The sequence below is a fragment of the Orrella marina genome, assembly GCF_003058465.1.
Lineage (GTDB): Bacteria > Pseudomonadota > Gammaproteobacteria > Burkholderiales > Burkholderiaceae_B > Algicoccus > Algicoccus marinus.
Genome location: NZ_CP028901.1, coordinates 2644306 through 2662675, shown reverse-complemented (window position 1 = coordinate 2662675; position 18370 = coordinate 2644306). Strand labels below are relative to the sequence as shown.

The window sequence follows — 18370 nt, the reverse complement described above, 5'->3', positions numbered from 1 at the left end:
TCCCAAGGTAGGCTGGCTGAAAACTGTGGTGCATCGTGAGATCGCCCGCAAGAGCAAAACTTTCATCGTTTTGCGGCAAACGACGGGAAAGCGTGACGCCTCAGTTCTCGCGGATGAAGGCCCGCCGGGGATCAGTCCTCTATGTCATATCGAGCACATCACAGGTATCGCCACGGGGTGAAGGGATGTGCTGGTGGCTAGCGCTGGGCGCAAGTCCGGCAGCACAAAGCATCGGGGCAACTGGCGGACGAAAACCAAGCCGTTGTCGCCGGGACGCTAAACATTCAATGCATGCAGAAGAGCCGGTGCCTCTGACGCGCTGTTGCGGATATCGGCCGGCGTGGCTTGCTGCTCAAGGCTGACTGTAAGCTCAAGCGGCGGGACGATAGCCTGGTGCTGCTCGGCCGTGACATTGATGCCGCCAAAAATAACCGGCGCCAGGGTTTGTTGAAACTCAAGGCTGAGACTGTCGGTCTCAGCCCATGGAGGCGGTGCAAGCCGGATACCTGGCGTGCTCGCAATCTCCAACGAGGTGGCAGGCCTGCGCCTTCAGGCTTGATGGGCTGTCACTTTTGTCGGAGATTCGTCGGAGGTGTGATGGCACCTCAGAAATGGTCAATGGTCTTGAGGGTCTCGAAAGCTTTTCGGGCATTTTTTGTCAACGCGTCCAGTCTTGATGCAATCCAGCCAACTGCAAACCAGGCTCCTGGCTGGCTTTCACGAATATGCTCAAACTTCTCTCTAGCAACATACAGGTCGTTCATCTCTCCGAGGATGTCCTGTATGCGTGAGAGTTGCTTGCGGTATCGCAACAGTTTTCGTGCTGGCAGCAAAGACTCTCCGAATTGAAGTCCGTAACGTAGTCGTTTCGCGCGTTTACGCAATTCATGCTTCGCCTCGATTTCCAGAGAATCAAACCTCAGGCCATCCTGCAGGACTCTCTTGTGCCACTTTTGAAGACGTTCGCGCAGGGCTGACCGTAACGGTTTCGGCTTGATTGTTGCATGCTCGATCGAGCCGACGGCGGGGGCCTGAATGGGATGGGCGTTGACGGCCCATGCGAGCAGTTCGATCTGCCAGGTCTGAAACGCAACACTTCGCGCCAGAGCAGGAGCTGCATCGTCTTCGACTGTTGCTGTCAGCTCCACCGGTGGTTGTCCAGCTGCATTCAGGACGGGCAAGACCGTTTCACGTAGTACATCATCATCTCGAGCGGTTCCCAGACTGGCAAAATGATCCTTGATCTCGTCGCGCCAAGTCTGCGGCGGCAGGCTGGCGAGAGGTTCAAACAGGGACCATGCTGATCGCAGTCTACGCATGCCAACCCTGAGCTGGTGGGTATGCTCGGGTGTGGCGGTGATACAGATGCCTGCGGTATCGATTTCAGCCAGTACGGCACTGTTGCGGGCAATCTGTTCCAGACATTCCTGCATCACAGCACCGAGCGCATCCGCACAAGACATGGATGGCTTGAGTCTGACAGGCTGAATCGGACGAGGTGCCCAGTACGAAGCGACTGCCTTGACGCGTTCTGCACTTGCCGCGGCATCGTCTAGCTCTCCCAGTGCAGCCAGCTTGTCGGAGAGCGAGGCCAGGCGATCGCCTCGCTCGGCTTTGCTACGAAGGTCGAGCAGCAGGCCGTGTGTTGCCTGCCACTTGAGGCCCAGCAGGAACACGGCTTGCAGTTGCCCAGACACGCTCTCGAACTCAACTTCCGAGACGGGCAAACAGATATCGCCTGCTGTGATTGTTCCCAGGTCGTAAGACACCTCAACGACGCCCGCGGCTGTGCGGATATTGCGATACATCCTCCGGATGTTTGTTTCGTATCTGACCCCAGGGAGCTCTCGAGTTTGAGGAGTTTCTTGTGAATGGGAAGGTCCTGATACACCGAAAGATCAAGGGTGGGGCCACTGAGCGGATGGTTCAATTCCATCCTGTCCAGCGCATGCGCACCTGGCATCTTGATGGTCTGTACCCATTTGCGACCCTCCTGACGCAGTCGCAATGCAATGCCCGCTTTGACCAGCGCTCTATCGGGCGTGTCAAGGTACTTGGCACGCAAATGGACGTGTTTGAGTGCGCCGCGTTTCATGGCGCGCTCGACTGATGCCCGGCTTGTGCGAGGGACATTCAGTTTAAGTTCTTGCTCTGACATGGTGGTCTTCTCAGGTTCTCGGGCGCCGATCGGGCGGCTTGGTCAGTGACGCCGGCGAGAGGATTGTATGTGTCTGCAGCCAGAAGCCGGCCCATTCATGCGTGCTTCGTGTACCGTCCTAACCGCTGGTAAGGCTTGCTACGGTCAGCTGCAAAAGAGAAAAGTTCCGTACAGCGATGGCTGTCGGACCTTGCCGTTTTTGAGTGTAACGATAGACCGGCAGAAAAATTGTGACAAGTCATTGAACGGTCATGAGTCTACCCAGGTGTGAAGGGCGGGTTCTGCAAGGACGTGAGCATCACCCGGCATATAATGATCCGATTCATGAATCAAGCAGCCCCAGAGGTGGGTGTATGTCAGCAATCGAACAAAAAGCGAGTAGCAGCGTGGGTGATGATTCAGACCTGACCGGGGCAATTTCTCCGGTAACCGAGATTCTCGAGGAGCTCAGGGCGGGACGCATGGTCGTTCTGGTCGACGAAGAAGATCGGGAGAATGAGGGTGACCTGCTGATGGCAGCCGAGTTCGTGACGCCGGAAGCGATCAATTTCATGGTCACGCATGGAAGAGGGCTGGTGTGTCTGACATTGACCGAAGATCGCTGCCGCCAGCTTGACCTGCCACTGATGTCCAACCGGAACGGCACAGCTTACGGGACCAATTTCACTGTCTCCATTGAGGCGGCCGAAGGGGTGCACACGGGCATCTCGGTCGCTGACAGGGCTCACACTATCAAAGTGGCTGTCGCAGACGATGCCAAACCAGAGGATCTGGTTCAGCCCGGACATATCTTTCCGCTCAGGGCAATGCCTGGTGGTGTGCTGGTGCGAGCCGGACATACGGAAGCAGGGTGCGATCTGACTGCTATGGCGGGACTGACTCCGGCAGCCGTGATCTGTGAGATCCTCAAAGACGATGGCACGATGGCACGTCTGCCTGATCTGGTCGATTACGCGCGCCGCCATAACTTGAAGATAGGTACGATTGCTGACCTGATTCAGTATCGTAGCGAGACCGAGTCGGTGGTGCAACGGGTGGCCCAAAGGCAGGTCCAGACTCGCTGGGGCAGTTTTACGGTTACAGCCTATAAGGACACGGTAGATGGCCGGGCCCATCTGGCGTTGTCGACGGGTGCCATTGTTGCTGATCAACCAACCTTGGTCAGAGTCCATGAGCCAACCACTGTGCTGGATTTTGTGTGTGGACAGGGGATGGGGCACTCATGGGGCATTGATCACGCCATGCAGTCTCTTTCCCAGGCCAATGCGGGTGTGATGGTGTTGTTGAACGCCGACGCCAGTTCCGATGACGTGCTGGCGCAGGCGGCGCACCTGCTCAACGACCAGCCCCAGTCAGCGGTGCGCGGACGGGCGCGAGAGCGGATGGATTTGAGAAATTACGGGATTGGTGCCCAGATTTTGCGTGATCTTGGCGTCAGAAAGATGCGCTTGCTGGCACGTCCACGCAAAATGCCCAGTATGATGCATGGATTCGGCCTCGAAGTCGTCGCTTATGACGATGGAACGCAAATCATCAATGAACAGGAAAAGTCATGAGCCCATACACAATTACTCCCGATCTGAACGGCGAGGGTTTGCACGTCGGTATCGTGCGTGCCCGTTTTAATGAAGAGATTGGCCTGACCGAACTTGACACATGCGTTCGTGAGCTCGTCGAACTGGGTGTCCATGAAGGCGATATTATGGTTGTGACAGTTCCCGGTGCACTCGAACTGGGTGTGACGCTGGCCCACATGGCCGAGACGGGCGAGTTCGATGCGCTGATCGCGCTGGGCGCCGTGATCCGGGGCGAAACCTATCACTTTGAAGTGGTGAGCAACGAAAGCGCCAACGCCATCTCACGTGTGGCGCTAGAGACTGGCATCCCGGTCATCAACGGCGTTCTGACTACGGAGAATGAAGCCCAGGCTGATGAACGTGCCTCCGGAAAGGGCAAAGATTGCGCGCAGGCTGCTGTCGAGATGGCCAACCTGCTGATTGCACTAGAGCCCGAGTCAATTGAAGACGAGCAAGACGATTGATGACTGATACGATGAATCCCGGGGAGTCTCCCCGGCGTGATACAAAACCCCGTAGTGCCAGACGGCGTGCACGGGAGTTTGTCTTGCAGGCTGTTTATGCCTGGTTGCTCAATGGGCCCGACCGGGACAAGGAGCAGGGTGCGATCGAGGCGCATGTACGAGAGGACACGGAGTTTGCTGAAGCAGACCGGGTGTGGTTCAACACCCTCTGGACAGGGGTGTTGCAGAACGCCGATGACTTAAGGGCTATCTTCGCGCCGTTTGTTGATCGTCCGATTGATGAGTTGTCCCCGGTTGAGCATGGGATTCTGCTGATTGGCAGTTTCGAGCTTGTTCACAAACAGGATGTGCCGTATCGCGTGGCTATCAACGAGTCCGTCGAACTTGCCAAGTCATTTGGTGGTACGGATGGATTCAAGTTCATTAACGGTGTGCTTGACAAGGTTGCCGCACAAGTGCGCGAGGCAGAAGTTCGACGCGCGACTCAGGGCCGTTAGGGACTGGCAGCCGTTATGTTGGGCGAATTCTCTCTGATCCGTGAGTATTTTCAGGATCAGGTCCCATCAGATACATTAGGGGTGGGTGATGATGCTGCCCGGATTCCAGTTCCTGGGGCAACTCAGGTTGTTGCTTGCAAAGACCTCCTGATTGAGGGGAGGCATTTCTTCCCTGATGTTGATCCGGGGACGCTTGGGCACAAGGCACTTGCGGTTAACCTTTCGGATCTGGCTGCTATGGGTGCCAGGCCGCTTGGGTATCTGCTAGGAATCGGGCTCAGAACAGTGCAGCCAGACTGGTTAAAGGCTTTCTCCGGGGGAATGGTCGGACTCGGACGCCGCTTTGAATGCCCGTTGGTTGGTGGAGACACTGTCAGGGTATCTGGTGAGATTGTCATCAGTGTGACTGCCTTGGGGACGCTACCTGCGGGGCAGACAGGATTGTTGCGCCAAGCTGCCAAGCCAGGTGATGACATCTGGGTCAGTGGTTATCTGGGCGCAGCACACATAGCTTTATCTGGACTTCAAGGTGACACACGCGTGTCACGAGAGTGTCTTGCGGCCACGCGAAGCTCGCTCGAGACGCCGGAGCCCAGAGTGGCACTTGGACAGGCATTGCTGGGTATTGCCCATGCCGCGATTGATATCTCGGATGGTCTGGCACAAGATCTTGGGCATATTCTTGAAGAAAGTGGGTGTGGAGCGATTCTGCGCTGCGCCGACTTGCCCCTGGATCCACGTCTTGATGGGTTGCCGCAGGATCTGCAAATCAGGGCGGCTTTGACGGGTGGGGATGACTATGAACTTTGCTTCACTGCGCCTGCATCAAAACGTGCCGACTTGTCCAGACTGTCGCAGACTTGTGGGCTTGCGCTGTCAAGAGTGGGTGTGATCAGAAAAGGATCAGGCCTGAACGTCCTGGATACGAACGGGCGGCAAATGGAACTTCAGCACGTCGGATTTGATCATTTCAGACGGGATGTCAATGAACGATGAAACTCAGGGTGAAACGGGAAAGCTTGATGTCAGTCAGCGTCACAAGGTGCTCTGGCCCAGTCTGAGCGAGGTTTTCAGCAGCCCTTCCTACTTTCTTGCGTTCGGTCTGGGATCAGGGTTGCTTCGGCCTGGTTCTGGTACATGGGGCTCGATTCTTGCCGCGCTACTCTGGCCGTTGTTGTCCACTTTGCCTTGGGGCGTACTGGGCGTACTCATTCTGGTTTCGTTTGTCGTCGGTTGCGTTGTTTGTGACCAGGCAGGTAAACGTCTGGGCGTGGATGATCATGTCGGAATGGTCTGGGATGAGATGGTTGCAGTCTGGATGCTTTTCTGGGTGCTACCGCAAAATCTTCCCGTTCTGATACTTGGATTTGTTCTGTTTCGATTCTTTGATGTCACAAAGCCGTATCCGATCCGGACACTGGATGCCCGGTTGAAAGGCGGTTTTGGGGTCATGATGGATGATGTCCTTGCCGCACTGTTTGCATGGGTGCTCACCCTTGGTATCCTGCTGGTATTGTCTTATTTGGGAGTAGGCGTGTGAACGATGTGGTCGATGAGGAAGGGGCGAACCCCTTGGCCAGAAAGTTGGGTGATCGGTTGCTGGCAATGGGTCTCAAAGTGGCGACTGCTGAGTCGTGCACGGGTGGGTTGCTTGCCGGTGCATTGACGTCCGTGCCAGGCAGTAGCAACTGGTACGACCAGGGCTGGGTTACATACACAAATAAGGCAAAAATGTTGCAACTCGGTGTGGCTGCCGAGACGCTACGTGAGTTTGGCGCTGTCAGTGAGCAAGTCGCCAGACAGATGGCGACTGGTGCTTTGGCCATGGCACCAGGTGCTCAGTTGTCGCTTGCAACCACCGGTATTGCAGGGCCGGGAGGTGGCTCTGACGGGAAACCCGTTGGGTTGGTCTGGTTCGGATTTGCGAGACGCACTGACGATGGCGTGATTGTGACGGCGAATGGACAGATCTTTCCTGGCAACCGGGCGCAAGTTCGCGACGCATCGGTTCATCACTCGATCGAGCAGGCGTTGCTTCTGTTGCAGACAGTATAGAGACATCTGCCGCCTGATCTCGGCGTAGTGACTCAAAGCATGCCAGTACACGTACACAAAAGTCACTCGCCCTGAAGCTTCCTGGCAAATTTCAGCGCGGCAGTAAAGTCGACGACTCGATCTTGTCTTGTGCCAGAAAGCGATAGGCAGCCTGCGCTTCGGTCGAGCCGCCAGAGACTGCTGCCTGGTGGATTGCTCGGGGATCTAATGAGCCGGAGTGACTAACATCTCCGATCAGCGCTCAGTGGACAATGCCTTGCCGAGAAAGACTTTCCTGCTGTTGACAGGGGAGGCAGGATGTCAGGAGGCTGGGCGATACTGGTTAATTGAGTCACGAGTCTGGCTGGCCGCCATCGCGCTGGCCTGAGCCCAGTGTTCGTCTTTGCCTGCGTACAGGATGGCTCGTGAAGAGTTAATCATCATTCCGTATCCGGCACTGTCACAGCCAGCCTTGCAGGTGGCCGCAATGTCACCGCCTTGAGCGCCGATTCCGGGAACCAGCAATGGCATGTTGCCGACTACCTGCCGAACTTTCGCAAGCTCATCCGGAAAAGTCGCGCCTACGACCAGTCCGCATTGGCCGCTTTGGTTCCAGCGATTTGCAATCATTTCAGCGACATGGAGGTAAAGCGGTTTGCCCCCGACGTCGAGCGCCTGCAAGTCTGACCCTCCAGGGTTCGATGTGCGGCACAAGACAATCACACCCTTGTCTGTGCGATCGAGGTACGGTTGAGCGGAATCCAGACCCATATAGGGATTGATGGTGACTGCATCCGCGACGTATCGGTCAAATGCCTCGGCCGCGTATTGTTCAGCCGTGCTGCCTATATCGCCACGTTTTGAATCAAGAACCAGGACATGATCCGGGTATTGGTCACGAATGAATGCGCACACTTTTTCAAGTACAGGCTCGGCGGCAATTGATGAAAAGTATGCAATCTGGGGCTTGAAGCCGCAACTGTATGGCGCAGTAGCCTCGATGATCCTGCAGCAGAACTCCAGCAGCCCGTCATGGGACGTTGCCAGATCCATCGGGATACGTGCTGGATCAGGGTCTAACCCGACCATCAACAGGGAGTCGAATTGACGCCAGCTGTTCTGTAGTTTTTCAGAGAAGCTCATGACCGTGAAAACAGATTGGTCAGGATAAGTGTCACCCAGACCAGAGTTGCGAAAAGTACTGAAAGAAAAACGGCGGCACTACCGAAATCCTTGGAGCGACCAAGGAGGGTGTGGTGCTCAAGAGAAATGGCGTCTGCGAGTGCCTCGATCGCCGAGTTGATTAGTTCTACCACAAGGACCAGGAACAAGCTGCCGATGAGCATTAACAGATCAACCGGAGAGCGCGCTAGCAGGAAAGCGAAGGGGATGAGTACGATAACCAGTCCCAGTTCCTGACGGAACGCAGCTTCATGCCTGACAGCCGCTTTTAGCCCCTTCCACGAGTACCCGGTCGCAGCCATTAGCCTGGACAGACCGGACTTGCTCTTGTAAGGAGATGTGTTGTCTGAATCAGGTTGAGACACTGTGAAAATCCGGGTGCGTGCTAGAGGGCAGACTATGTATGATTCGACGTACGCCAAGACACAACGAACCGAGTAAATTTGGTAGGCTTGCATGACAGCATTGTCATTTCCATAATACCCCAACCAGGAACTGTACACTCATGCCCATTCTGAACATCAAGATCCCTACCGGTCATTCAACTGAACAGAAGAAGAATCTTCTAAAGGGACTGACTGACGCTGTTGTGGCAAGTCTTGCTGCACCATTGCCATCGATTCGTGTCACGATCGAAGAGGTGGCGCCCGACCACACAATCGTGGCCGGTGAAATCGGGAAGCCGATGACGCTGATCACGGCTGTCCTGATCGTTGGGCGAACGCCTGAGTTGAAAGCAGCTCTGATCAAGGCGCTTGCCGAGAGTGTTCAAGCGACGATTGGCATATCGATTGATGACACTCGAGTGGTTATTCAGGACATTGAAAGAACCGATCTCGGTGTTGCCGGTGGCATCAGCGCCAAGGCTGCGGGACGCTAATCACTCGCAGGCCAATGACCGCACCGTGCGTGTGGGTTGGTGATAGGTAGTCAACTGGATGTTTGTTCCGTTTCTGATCGCTGCTATCGTACTTGCGGTCACACCTGGGCCGGGTGTGACCTATGTAATTGCGCGTACGATTGCTGGCGGACGCACTGAGGGACTGGCATCATGTGCAGGGACAGCAGTTGGTGGCATGGTACATGTTCTTGCCGCGGCGGCGGGCTTATCGATCGTGCTGGCTAAATCTGCTGTCGTTTTCGGAGTGCTGAAGTACCTAGGTGCACTCTACTTGCTTTATCTGGGAGTCCGAATACTGCTCAAGAGGAATGAGACATTCAGCATTCGCTCTCAGGCGTCTCATGGTGCCAGGAAAGCGTTCCTTGAGGGAGTTCTCGTCGAAGGATTGAACGTCAAGACTGCACTGTTCTTTGTTGCTTTCCTGCCCCAGTTCGTTTCTATGCAAGCGCCTCTTGCCCCTCAGCTTTTTGTTCTGGGTAGCATCTGTGTGCTGCTTAACACAATGGTTGATCTGATAGCGGTCTTCGGTGCAGACCGGATGTTGAGAAAGAGCGCTGTTCGTGCCACCCGGGCCAGGCTGCTGAATCGGCTTTCCGGCTTCACCATGATCGGGCTGGGAGCATATCTCGCGCTGGCTGAACGCGACAGTTGACCTGGTTTGCTATCCGTGGGCATTTGTGCCACATGTTTCGCTAGTGGTTTGCTCTATTACTTTTTGTCTTGATAGGCGTGATTCAGTGCAGTGATCCAGTGTTGCTTGTCTGAATCAGATGCAAATGATGCAAGCAGGCTGTTTCTAGCGAGCTGATAGGCGTGCTCCATACCAAGATTCAGAGCCCGAAAAGTCTGTACGTAGTTGTCCAGCAAATAGCCGCCAAAGTACGCAGGATCATCAGAATTAATCGTTACACAAAGACCGGCATCCAGCATCTGTGCAAGTGGGTGATCCGCTAGATCACGAAACACACAAAGCTTTACATTGGACAACGGGCACACGGTCAAGGGGATTTTCGTCTGCGAGAGTCGCAGCATCAGTGCAGGGGAGTGGATGGATTGAACGCCGTGATCAATGCGCTCAACCTTCAGAACGTCAAGCGCTGATTCAATGTAATCGGCAGGTCCTTCTTCGCCAGCGTGTGCAACAAGACGTAGTCCGAGTTCGCGACATCTTGCGTAAACGCGAGCAAACTTTTCCGGGGGGTTCCCCTTCTCACTGGAGTCCAGTCCGATGCCGATAAAGTCGTTCCGGAAAGCCAGAGCATCATCGAGTGTCGACATGGCATCCTCCTCAGAAAGGTGACGCAGGAAACACAGAATCAAGTCGGCACTGATGCCTAGCTTGGTACGCGCGCGTCGACACGCTTCGCGCAGACCTGCGAAGCATGCCTTTAACGGAACACCTCTGGATGTGTGCGTTTGTGGGTCAAAGAAAAGCTCAGTGCGAACAACACCATCGGCTTTGGCGCGTAAAAAGTATGCCCATGCCATATCCTCAAAATCCTGGGCCGTTCTCAGAACGCTGGCTCCCGCATAGTAGATGTCCAGAAAACTTTGCAAGTCTTTGAATGCATAGCCTGCTTTCAGTGTCTGCACGTCGGGGTAGACGAGCCTCATACCGTTGCGTTCAGCCAATGCAAAAATGAGCTCAGGCTCGAGTGAGCCTTCTATATGAATGTGAAGTTCGGCTTTGGGCATTTCCCGCAGAAAGGACATCAGTCGGGACTGCTGCTCAATTTCTTCTGTAGTCTTGATCATTCTTTTGGCTTGGCGAACGTGAGGGGACGTAAGTCTATGACTCGCGTGGCGACGAGGTGGACAGAAACTGAATGATGAAGTTCCAGTCAGGATGCAGCTCGCACCCCTCTTCTATAAGTTGCTTGCTGGTTGCCAGTTCGAAGTCTTCGAACTCAAACCCGGGGCCGACAACACAGCTGACCAGCGTGAATCCTGAAGGATCGACCGGTCTGGCTGCAAACCACGTGCCCGCCGGCACGGTTAGTTCGAAGGAGCCACTTTGCGGTCCGATCGACTGAATCTTGAGTGTATCGGTTGGCTTCACGGAGGGCGAGGGGAGTGTCATCAGCTCAAGGTCGCAGCCTGCGTGAAAGAACCAGCTTTCGTCCGAGCTGACTCGGTGCCACGCCGAGTACTGGGAACCAACTAGCAGGAAATAAATGCTGGTGAATGCTGCCCGCTCGCCATGGTGTGCTTGGGATTTCACGCGCAGCGGAGCACGATAATTCTCGCGGTAGTAACCGCCCTCAGGATGAGCCAGTAAATCAAACTTCTCGATCAGCTTTTGTGCTTCTGGATTCATGTGTTCGCCCGGGTCATGTCGGTTCAGGATATACCTGTGCGCAGAATATCGTGCCCAGGCTTTCATGTCGAGACTCACACCTTGTGAGTTGATGTCTGATGTGACACTTCTCACACATGAAGGCGCAGACCTCCCATCTGATTGGCGATTGCGAGCACGCCAGGTATCCAGCTTGCACCGCCTCCATGGGCTGAGATCGACAGTCTCAGCCTTGAGTTTCAACAAACCCTGGCGCCGGATATTTTTGGCGGCATCAATGTCACGGTCGTGTAGCACCACGTTATCGCCCCGCCGCTTGAGCTTACAGTCGTTCTTGGTTAGCAAAAAACACCCGATTAACCCCAAGTGCGCCGTTGGCATCCGCGTCTTAAACCCGGTCCCACAGGCTTTGCAGAGCAAAGTGTGACGGTATCAGGTGCTGCCGATTTCTGTCAGCTTCTTCAGAAACAGGGCTCTCCCATGGTGAATCCGCTCCATCCAGTCTCGGCCAGCATTCTCGTCGGTATCATCAGTGATGTACTTGAAAGAACGCCACGCAACACCACGCCGATGGCAGACGAGCGCCAGTGCAAACAATTCCATGTCCACGATGTCGACTTGTTGATCAAGGAGCCATGAGTCGGTGGATCTCATGAAGCTGTCACCTGTTCCGCAGCGTACCCCCTCGAAGCCGGATGCAATGGTCGTGGGGGTCTCGTCAAAGGGAGTTGTCCCTCTAGGGGAGAGTGGCTCGGCGTCCATGTCTCGCTGGATCACTTCGGCGACCTCGACCAGTCCTGATGCGTGTGCCGAAAGGCGGCCAGCAGTACCGAAGTTGATAACCATTGCCGGGCTGTGCTTTGAGATTGCATCCATCAGCGTGACGGCAGCATTGAGCTTTCCGATCCCGGTGAAAACGACCGGGTGCTCATAGGGTATCGGGGCGTGGTCGAGTTCCTGCGGTAATGCTGTCACGATTAGTAGTCGTTCCATGTGTGTCACTTGTCTTGTTGATGGTCAAGGGCGGCGGGTGGGACTCAACACTCTCTGATTCTTGCGTTAGGGCTTATTACTGTTTCTCGGTGTTCAATTTTGTGAACAGACCTGGCGGGCAAACTTGGCTTGTACTCGTCATCGTAAAACATTGGGCGTCAGACCGGGGGATATGAGAGGGTGAATTGCTCAACACCATGTTGCGTAACGAAACGCAAGCGCACTTTGGCTCTGCGCTTGAAGGGCAAGCATAAGGTTCTTTGCATGAGCAGGCTGTGCTGGCTCGTCTCGCGCTGGACTGGGTGGCTTGTGGAGGCTTGCGCCTTGAACTCATTCCCGTGTCTTGCTGTGGGGGGGGTGAGTGCCGAGTAGGTAATGGGAGATTGCTGAATGAATCGTCCGATGCCAAGCGATTGTGACATGCTACGGAAACAGTAAGTTACGCTTCTCTGCGCAATTTCATGATGCCGATCGGATTTCAAGCTGCGATGAACGTGGGGTCAGATCTCACAATATAGGGTTAACCCTGATGATTTTTTTTTGCCCTTCATAAAAAACAGGCCTTGAAACCCGAGTATTCGCCCATATAATTAGCACTCGAAGCAGGTGAGTGCTAACAATCGCATTCCCTGAATGGTTTTTTCTATAACTTTCAATGTAACGGGAGTATTTCATGGCCCTGCGTCCTCTGCACGATCGTGTGATCGTCAAACGTCTGGACAACGAGCGTAAAACCGCCTCGGGTATCGTCATTCCTGAAAGCGCCGCTGAAAAGCCTGATCAAGGCGAAGTCATCGCTGTCGGTCCTGGCAAGCGCGGCGACGACGGCAACCCACAGGCTTTGGACGTCAAAGTTGGCGACAAAGTCCTGTTCGGAAAATATGCCGGTCAGTCAGTGAAAGTCGACGGTGAAGAAGTGCTCGTCATCCGCGAAGAAGAAATCCTGGCAGTGATCAGCTGATTTTCATCTGATCTGTCTGTAGAAATCTGATTTGAACTGAATACAAGAGGTATATCTCATGGCTGCAAAGCAAGTCTATTTTGGTGACGACGCACGCTCGCGTATCGTTCGCGGTGTCAACGTACTCGCCAATGCAGTGAAGGCCACCCTCGGCCCCAAAGGTCGTAACGTGGTGCTCGAGCGTTCTTTTGGTGCTCCTACTGTCACCAAGGATGGTGTATCGGTTGCCAAAGAAATCGAACTGAAGGACAAGTTCGAGAACATTGGTGCCCAGCTCGTCAAGGAAGTCGCTTCCAAGACATCCGACACGGCCGGTGACGGTACCACCACTGCAACCGTACTGGCTCAGTCCATCGTTGTAGAAGGTCTGAAGTACGTTGCCGCTGGCATCAATCCGATGGATCTCAAGCGTGGTATCGACAAAGCGGTTGCTGCAGCTGTTGGCGAACTGGCCAAGCTGTCCAAGCCTTGCACCACCACCAAGGAGATCGCTCAGGTTGGGTCTATCTCTGCCAACAGCGATCACTCGATCGGCAAGATCATCGCTGACGCGATGGACAAAGTCGGTAAAGAGGGCGTCATCACGGTCGAGGACGGCAAGTCGCTCGACAACGAACTTGATGTTGTTGAAGGTATGCAGTTTGACCGCGGCTACCTTTCCCCATACTTCATCAACAATGCAGAGAAGCAGGTTTCCGCTCTGGAAGATCCCTATGTTCTTATCTTTGACAAGAAGATCAGTAACATCCGTGATCTGCTGCCTATCCTTGAGCAGGTTGCCAAGTCCAGCCGTCCGCTGCTGATTATTGCGGAAGATGTTGAAGGCGAAGCCCTTGCAACGCTGGTTGTGAACAACATCCGTGGCATTCTGAAGACAACGGCTGTCAAAGCACCTGGTTTCGGCGATCGTCGCAAGGCCATGCTCGAAGACATCGCTATCCTGACTGGCGGTACCGTGATTTCCGAGGAAACCGGTCTGTCGCTTGAGAAAGCAACGCTCGAAGAGCTTGGTCAGGCCAAGCGCATTGAAGTCGGTAAAGAAAACACCACCATCATTGACGGTGCTGGTGACGCCAAGTCGATTGAAGCTCGTGTCAAACAGATTCGTGCTCAGATCGAGGAAGCAAGCTCCGACTACGACCGCGAGAAGCTGCAGGAGCGCGTTGCCAAGCTGGCAGGTGGTGTTGCTGTCATTCGCGTTGGTGCTGCAACTGAAGTCGAAATGAAAGAGAAGAAAGCTCGCGTTGAAGATGCCCTGCACGCAACTCGTGCTGCCGTGGAAGAAGGGATTGTTCCTGGCGGCGGCGTTGCACTGATCCGTGCTCGCTCAGCTGTTGAGAAAGTCAAGGGCGATAATGCTGATCAGGAAGCAGGTGTCCGTCTGGTTCTGCGTGCAGTTGAAGAGCCTCTGCGTACGATCGTATCGAACGCTGGTGATGAGCCGAGCGTTGTTGTGAACGCAGTTGCTGCCGGTAGCGGTAATTTTGGTTACAACGCAGCAACCGGTGAGTACGGTGATCTGGTTGATCAGGGCGTTCTTGATCCAACCAAAGTGACTCGTACCGCGCTGCAGAACGCTGCATCGGTTGCGAGCCTGTTGCTGACAACTGAAGTTGCAGTTTGCGAGATCGCTGAAGACAAGCCTGCCGCAATGCCTGGTGGCGATATGGGCGGTATGGGTGGTATGGGTGGTATGGGCGGTATGGGCTTCTAAGCTTTACCTCACATTTCTACCACTAAACAACCTCCGGCTGGCAACAGTCGGAGGTTGTTTTTTTTAATACACTTTTGCGCACGACAACTGACTTGGATGGAGCGTTTCTGTGGATGCTGATTGGACCTGGTTCTGGGTGCCTGCGACGATATTTGCTGCAGCGGCACAAGCGGGCAGGAATGCGATCCAGAAGAGTCTGACAGCGGAGCTTGGTACGCTGGGTGCGACTCAGGTTAGATTTCTTTTTGGGTTTCCATTTGCATGTCTGTTTTTTTTGGTGGCCTGGTCGTTCACTGATTTGAGTGCACCAAGTGTCAGTTGGACATTTGTACTCTTTACCGCTCTAGGTGCCCTGGCACAGATTGCTGCGACGGCTCTCATGCTTGCTGCCATGAAGTCCAGGGATTTTGTAGTTGTGACCGTCTGGACAAAAACCGAGCCTGTTCAGGTGGCCCTGTTCGGCGTGGTTGTTTTAAGCGATCCACTTGGTTTGGGAACAGCTATGTCGATCTTGCTTGCCACTCTCGGAGTCATCTGGATGGGCTACAAGCCGATGTCTCGATCCGCTGGCCAGCCTGTTGATATCAAGCCTGTCGCTTTTGGCTTGCTTGCTGCTGCCGCGTTTGCCGTTGCAGCGGTGGGTTTTCGGGGGGCCATTCTTTCATTACCAGAGGGTAATTTCTTCTTCAGAGCTTCCTGGACATTAGTGTGTGGACTGTTCATTCAGGCGACAGTCCTTGCAATATGGATGCGTGTAACGGATCCCGCCGCCTGGCGTAAATGTATTGGGGCGTGGAAGATATCGCTTGGGGGAGGGTTCCTCGGTGCGGCTGCATCCCAGGGGTGGTTTATTGGTTTCGCACTGACGACTGCAGCGAATGTACGGACACTTGGTTTGGTTGAGGTCTTTTTTGCCCAAATGCTCTCACGACGCTTGTTTGATGGGAGTACAAGCAGGCAGGAGAAAATTGGCATGGCCCTGATTATCCTGGGGGTTGCCGGATTGCTGTGGTTACAGCGTGGTTAGCGATGAAGAAAGAAGGCCGCACATCGTGCGGCCTTCTTGACGAACTAAAGAGGGACCTGACCAAGGGAACTTAAAACAATTCAAGTCGCTGTTTGGCGGTTTGGGCTGCTGCTGAGGAGCCATATTTGCTTACGATTTGTTGAAGCGTAGTCTTTGTTCCTGCGCGATCATTGAGTTCGAACTGGCTGCCAGCGACGACAAGGAGTGCGTCCGGAGCCCGTGCATGTTCCGGGTATTTAGCAACCATGTCTTGAAGTGTCTTGATTGAATTGCGAAAGTCCTTGCTGGCGTACTGGCTACTACCCAGGTAAAACATAGCAGTCGGTGCCAGCGTACTATTCGGATAAAGTGTCAAGAATGCCCGGAGAGATTCCGCTGCGTCTTTCACTCGACCTTGTCGGTATAAGTCAACCGCACCGTCAAATGCGTCCTGCTCTTCTACGCTGTTTGCGCGCTCCACAGGAGCGCCACCCTGAGTACTGGAGTAACCCGGTGGCTTGCCTCCAAGTTCTTCGACCATTGCGCGAAGACGGGAGATTTCGAGTTCAAGCAGATCAATACGCTCGGACATCTGGATATTGACCTGTTGCGTCGTCTCGGTAACAACACGCAATTGCTGTCGCAACTGGTTGATCGCTTGACGGGCTTCGTTGTCGGTAAAGGCCCAGACCGCTTGTGATGAAACAGCCGTCACCACAAACACTGCACCGCACGCCAGAAACCGCTTCATTCGAAATCTCCTGTTTTCATTTCAACTACGACAGATGCTTACTGACGCTCGTAAACAATATCAGCACGACGGTTTTCGGCGTGAGCCGCCTCAGTATTTGCCAGGTTCCTGGGCTTTTCTTTACCGAAGCTAATTGTCTCGATCTGGACGTCGTTTGCACCCATTAGCGTCATCATTCTGCGAACAGCCTCTGCTCTGCGATGACCTAATGCAAGGTTGTATTCCGAACCACCACGGATGTCAGTATTGCCCTCAATCAGAATGTTTTGCTTGGGGTTGCTGCTGAGATAACGAGCGTGATTTTCCACAGTAGGGCGGTACTGTTCTTCAACAGTGAAACTGTTGAATTCGAAATAGACTGATCGATCTTTTGCGAGCGGACTGCTCGGGTTGAAAGGATCCATCGTACCGCCACTTGACCCAGATGGCCCGGACCCTGCTCCAGGATCATCCAGTGAAACGGTACTACATGCCGCTAATCCCAAGCTGAGAGCAGCGGCAGTTAGGGAGAAAGCGAAGCGAGAGTTCATAATTAAGTCCTTTTGATTCAGGGCGTTTGGGTTGGGGGATCAGACTGTGAGACACCAAATGGGCCCCAAGTTGGTTCGCGAATCTCCCCATTGAGTACGGACAACGTCTGCCGCATACGGCCATCGCTGGATACCCCAGCTAACATGTTACGTCCTCCCTGCTTGGATGCATAGATAACCTGCTTGCCATTTGGGGCAAAGCTTGGTGATTGGTCATCAGGACCTAGCGTGAGCAGGGTTTCTGCTCCAGTTGCCAGGTCGATCGAGGCAATTCTGAAAGCGTTGCCTCGCTTGGTCACGACCAGAAGGTTTTTGCCATCTGGTGAAATCCTTGGTGAGATGTTGTAGTCACCGTTAAAGGTAACTCTGCGAGCCTCGCCGCCTGTCACAGGAATTTGATAGATCTGCGGGTTGCCCGAACGATCGCTGGTGAAGAAGATGCTTTGTCCATCTGGTGCGAAGACTGGCTCCGTGTCTATCAAGGGTGATCGGGTGAGGCGACGAAGGTTTGAGCCGTCATTGGCGTTAATGAGGTATATCTGGGACAGTCCGTCTCTGGTCAGAACGACCGCAAGCGTCTGGCCATCCGGAGACCAGGCTGGCGCTGAGTTGTTGCCTTTGAAGTTTGCAACAGGTACACGTCGGCCAGCAGCGAGATCATGAACGTAGACTACTGGCTTTCCAGACTCGAAACTTACGTAGGCGAGTTTGGACCCATCCGGCGACCATGAAGGGGAGATGATCGGATCACGCGAGCGCAGGGCGATTTGCGGATTCTGCCCGTCTGCGTCGGCAATCTGCAGTTCGTAAGTATTTCCTTGCTTGAACACATAAGCAATTCTGGTTGAAAAAACGCCGGGAACGCCGGTGATTTGCTCATAGATACGGTCTGCTATCTGATGGGCGATTCGTCTGAGCTCGCGATCTGACCCTGTGTATGCAGCACCGTCAAGATTGGTCTGGCTGGTCGTGTCTGCCAGACGGTACCGGACTTCGAAACGATCATCTGCGGTTTTACTTACGGAGCCATAGGCCACGTAGTCAGCACCTCGTGTGCGCCACTCGTCAAATGCAATTGTCGAGTCTGCGTTCAATTCCGTGCCTGTGGCATTGATGAGCCGGAACTGGCCTGACCGGGTGAGATCTGCCCGAATCACCTCGGCAATCAGGCGTCCCGACGGGTCCCCAGTAAAGTCCGCAACAGCGATGGGGTATTGCTGGGCTCCTGTACCGGAAATGTCGACACGTAACTGTGCGTGGACCGTTGAAACCAATGCCGCTGTGCTTATAAACAGAAACATCAGAA

At 54.3% G+C, this 18370-nt stretch carries 21 protein-coding genes and 1 pseudogene; 11 read left to right on the top strand and 11 right to left on the bottom strand.

Features of this window, described 5'->3' with window-relative positions; genetic code table 11:
- Positions 1-276: 276 nt before the first annotated feature.
- The 3 genes and pseudogenes from DBV39_RS12065 to DBV39_RS20015 all read right to left on the bottom strand — a co-directional run.
- Positions 277-528: a hypothetical protein gene (locus DBV39_RS12065; RefSeq protein WP_108621733.1), complete on the bottom strand. Its 252-nt coding sequence runs from the start codon at positions 526-528 to the stop codon at positions 277-279.
- Positions 529-605: 77 nt separating this feature from the next.
- Positions 606-1808 (bottom strand): CHAD domain-containing protein, encoded by a 1203-nt coding sequence (locus DBV39_RS12060; RefSeq protein ID WP_227870612.1) that lies wholly within the window; start codon positions 1806-1808, stop codon positions 606-608.
- Between the two features lie 155 nt (positions 1809-1963).
- A pseudogene (locus tag DBV39_RS20015) lies at positions 1964-2158 on the bottom strand (CYTH domain-containing protein); the annotation flags it as partial.
- Between the two features lie 461 nt (positions 2159-2619).
- Here DBV39_RS20015 and ribBA point away from each other — a divergent pair.
- The 6 genes from ribBA to DBV39_RS12030 are packed head-to-tail and all read left to right on the top strand — an operon-like array spanning position 2620 to position 6751.
- Positions 2620-3714: a bifunctional 3,4-dihydroxy-2-butanone-4-phosphate synthase/GTP cyclohydrolase II gene (gene ribBA / locus DBV39_RS12055; RefSeq protein WP_407669290.1), complete on the top strand. Its 1095-nt coding sequence runs from the start codon at positions 2620-2622 to the stop codon at positions 3712-3714.
- Positions 3711-4199: a 6,7-dimethyl-8-ribityllumazine synthase gene (ribH, locus tag DBV39_RS12050; RefSeq protein ID WP_108621731.1), complete on the top strand. Its 489-nt coding sequence runs from the start codon at positions 3711-3713 to the stop codon at positions 4197-4199. Before ribBA ends, ribH begins: the two co-directional genes overlap by 4 nt.
- Positions 4199-4696 carry a transcription antitermination factor NusB gene (gene nusB, locus DBV39_RS12045; RefSeq protein ID WP_227870611.1) on the top strand — a complete coding sequence of 166 codons (498 nt, stop codon included), beginning with the start codon at positions 4199-4201 and terminating at the stop codon, positions 4694-4696. Before ribH ends, nusB begins: the two co-directional genes overlap by 1 nt.
- Positions 4697-4711: 15 nt before the next feature.
- Positions 4712-5692, top strand: coding sequence for a thiamine-phosphate kinase (gene thiL, locus DBV39_RS12040; RefSeq protein ID WP_108621730.1), 981 nt, complete (start codon positions 4712-4714; stop codon positions 5690-5692).
- Positions 5682-6236 (top strand): phosphatidylglycerophosphatase A family protein, encoded by a 555-nt coding sequence (locus DBV39_RS12035; RefSeq protein ID WP_108623251.1) that lies wholly within the window; start codon positions 5682-5684, stop codon positions 6234-6236. The genes thiL and DBV39_RS12035 overlap by 11 nt, the downstream gene beginning before the upstream one ends.
- A complete protein-coding gene (locus tag DBV39_RS12030; protein WP_227870610.1) occupies positions 6233-6751 on the top strand; it encodes a CinA family protein in 519 nt (172 codons plus the stop codon). Before DBV39_RS12035 ends, DBV39_RS12030 begins: the two co-directional genes overlap by 4 nt.
- Positions 6752-7051: 300 nt before the next feature.
- Here DBV39_RS12030 and pyrF read toward each other — a convergent pair whose 3' ends face one another.
- Entirely contained in the window at positions 7052-7873 is an 822-nt protein-coding gene (gene pyrF / locus DBV39_RS12025) for an orotidine-5'-phosphate decarboxylase (protein WP_108621728.1), read from the bottom strand.
- Positions 7870-8214 carry a diacylglycerol kinase gene (locus DBV39_RS12020; RefSeq protein WP_227870930.1) on the bottom strand — a complete coding sequence of 115 codons (345 nt, stop codon included), beginning with the start codon at positions 8212-8214 and terminating at the stop codon, positions 7870-7872. Before DBV39_RS12020 ends, pyrF begins: the two co-directional genes overlap by 4 nt.
- Before the next feature lie 203 nt (positions 8215-8417).
- Between DBV39_RS12020 and DBV39_RS12015 the strand changes: the two genes are divergently transcribed.
- Both DBV39_RS12015 and DBV39_RS12010 read left to right on the top strand, forming a co-directional pair.
- Positions 8418-8792 (top strand): tautomerase family protein, encoded by a 375-nt coding sequence (locus DBV39_RS12015; protein WP_108621726.1) that lies wholly within the window; start codon positions 8418-8420, stop codon positions 8790-8792.
- A gap of 58 nt (positions 8793-8850) precedes the next feature.
- Entirely contained in the window at positions 8851-9465 is a 615-nt protein-coding gene (locus DBV39_RS12010) for a LysE family translocator (RefSeq protein WP_108621725.1), read from the top strand.
- A gap of 56 nt (positions 9466-9521) precedes the next feature.
- Here the strand turns inward: DBV39_RS12010 and DBV39_RS12005 are convergent, their stop codons facing one another.
- From DBV39_RS12005 to DBV39_RS11995, 3 genes are all read right to left on the bottom strand, one after another.
- On the bottom strand, positions 9522-10568 hold the full coding sequence (locus tag DBV39_RS12005) for an adenosine deaminase (protein ID WP_108621724.1): 1047 nt from the start codon (positions 10566-10568) through the stop codon (positions 9522-9524).
- Between the two features lie 34 nt (positions 10569-10602).
- Positions 10603-11196: a cupin domain-containing protein gene (locus DBV39_RS12000; RefSeq protein WP_159078924.1), complete on the bottom strand. Its 594-nt coding sequence runs from the start codon at positions 11194-11196 to the stop codon at positions 10603-10605.
- A 345-nt stretch (positions 11197-11541) separates the two neighbouring features.
- Positions 11542-12102 (bottom strand): phosphorylase family protein, encoded by a 561-nt coding sequence (locus DBV39_RS11995; protein WP_108621722.1) that lies wholly within the window; start codon positions 12100-12102, stop codon positions 11542-11544.
- 673 nt (positions 12103-12775) lie between these two features.
- On the opposite strand from DBV39_RS11995, the gene DBV39_RS11990 reads away from it, so the two are divergent.
- From DBV39_RS11990 to DBV39_RS11980, 3 genes are all read left to right on the top strand, one after another.
- Positions 12776-13063, top strand: coding sequence for a co-chaperone GroES (locus DBV39_RS11990; protein WP_108621721.1), 288 nt, complete (start codon positions 12776-12778; stop codon positions 13061-13063).
- Positions 13064-13121: 58 nt separating this feature from the next.
- Positions 13122-14777 carry a chaperonin GroEL gene (groL, locus tag DBV39_RS11985; protein ID WP_108621720.1) on the top strand — a complete coding sequence of 552 codons (1656 nt, stop codon included), beginning with the start codon at positions 13122-13124 and terminating at the stop codon, positions 14775-14777.
- Positions 14778-14886: 109 nt separating this feature from the next.
- Complete coding sequence (locus DBV39_RS11980) at positions 14887-15804, top strand: EamA family transporter (protein WP_108621719.1); 918 nt, start codon at positions 14887-14889, stop codon at positions 15802-15804.
- A 70-nt stretch (positions 15805-15874) separates the two neighbouring features.
- Here the strand turns inward: DBV39_RS11980 and ybgF are convergent, their stop codons facing one another.
- Genes ybgF through tolB form a run of 3 tightly spaced genes read right to left on the bottom strand, consistent with a single transcriptional unit; the run spans position 15875 to position 18365 of the window.
- Positions 15875-16534: a tol-pal system protein YbgF gene (ybgF, locus tag DBV39_RS11975; RefSeq protein WP_108621718.1), complete on the bottom strand. Its 660-nt coding sequence runs from the start codon at positions 16532-16534 to the stop codon at positions 15875-15877.
- A 38-nt stretch (positions 16535-16572) separates the two neighbouring features.
- A complete protein-coding gene (pal, locus tag DBV39_RS11970; protein WP_108621717.1) occupies positions 16573-17064 on the bottom strand; it encodes a peptidoglycan-associated lipoprotein Pal in 492 nt (163 codons plus the stop codon).
- Positions 17065-17081: 17 nt separating this feature from the next.
- Positions 17082-18365 (bottom strand): Tol-Pal system beta propeller repeat protein TolB, encoded by a 1284-nt coding sequence (gene tolB, locus DBV39_RS11965; RefSeq protein ID WP_227870609.1) that lies wholly within the window; start codon positions 18363-18365, stop codon positions 17082-17084.
- Between the last annotated feature and the right edge of the window lie 5 nt (positions 18366-18370).

Bases quoted from the DNA above. Each gene is read 5' to 3' on its own strand.
- DBV39_RS12060 (WP_227870612.1), bottom strand. From the start codon at position 1,808: ATGTATCGCAATATCCGCACAGCCGCGGGCGTCGTTGAGGTGTCTTAC.
- ribBA (WP_407669290.1), top strand. From the start codon at position 2,620: ATGGTCGTTCTGGTCGACGAAGAAGATCGGGAGAATGAGGGTGACCTG.
- ribH (WP_108621731.1), top strand. From the start codon at position 3,711: ATGAGCCCATACACAATTACTCCCGATCTGAACGGCGAGGGTTTGCAC.
- nusB (WP_227870611.1), top strand. From the start codon at position 4,199: ATGACTGATACGATGAATCCCGGGGAGTCTCCCCGGCGTGATACAAAA.
- thiL (WP_108621730.1), top strand. From the start codon at position 4,712: ATGTTGGGCGAATTCTCTCTGATCCGTGAGTATTTTCAGGATCAGGTC.
- DBV39_RS12035 (WP_108623251.1), top strand. From the start codon at position 5,682: ATGAACGATGAAACTCAGGGTGAAACGGGAAAGCTTGATGTCAGTCAG.
- pyrF (WP_108621728.1), bottom strand. From the start codon at position 7,873: ATGAGCTTCTCTGAAAAACTACAGAACAGCTGGCGTCAATTCGACTCC.
- DBV39_RS12020 (WP_227870930.1), bottom strand. From the start codon at position 8,214: ATGGCTGCGACCGGGTACTCGTGGAAGGGGCTAAAAGCGGCTGTCAGG.
- DBV39_RS12015 (WP_108621726.1), top strand. From the start codon at position 8,418: ATGCCCATTCTGAACATCAAGATCCCTACCGGTCATTCAACTGAACAG.
- DBV39_RS12010 (WP_108621725.1), top strand. From the start codon at position 8,851: ATGTTTGTTCCGTTTCTGATCGCTGCTATCGTACTTGCGGTCACACCT.
- DBV39_RS12005 (WP_108621724.1), bottom strand. From the start codon at position 10,568: ATGATCAAGACTACAGAAGAAATTGAGCAGCAGTCCCGACTGATGTCC.
- DBV39_RS12000 (WP_159078924.1), bottom strand. From the start codon at position 11,196: ATGAAAGCCTGGGCACGATATTCTGCGCACAGGTATATCCTGAACCGA.
- DBV39_RS11995 (WP_108621722.1), bottom strand. From the start codon at position 12,102: ATGGAACGACTACTAATCGTGACAGCATTACCGCAGGAACTCGACCAC.
- DBV39_RS11990 (WP_108621721.1), top strand. From the start codon at position 12,776: ATGGCCCTGCGTCCTCTGCACGATCGTGTGATCGTCAAACGTCTGGAC.
- groL (WP_108621720.1), top strand. From the start codon at position 13,122: ATGGCTGCAAAGCAAGTCTATTTTGGTGACGACGCACGCTCGCGTATC.
- ybgF (WP_108621718.1), bottom strand. From the start codon at position 16,534: ATGAAGCGGTTTCTGGCGTGCGGTGCAGTGTTTGTGGTGACGGCTGTT.
- pal (WP_108621717.1), bottom strand. From the start codon at position 17,064: ATGAACTCTCGCTTCGCTTTCTCCCTAACTGCCGCTGCTCTCAGCTTG.
- tolB (WP_227870609.1), bottom strand. From the start codon at position 18,365: ATGTTTCTGTTTATAAGCACAGCGGCATTGGTTTCAACGGTCCACGCA.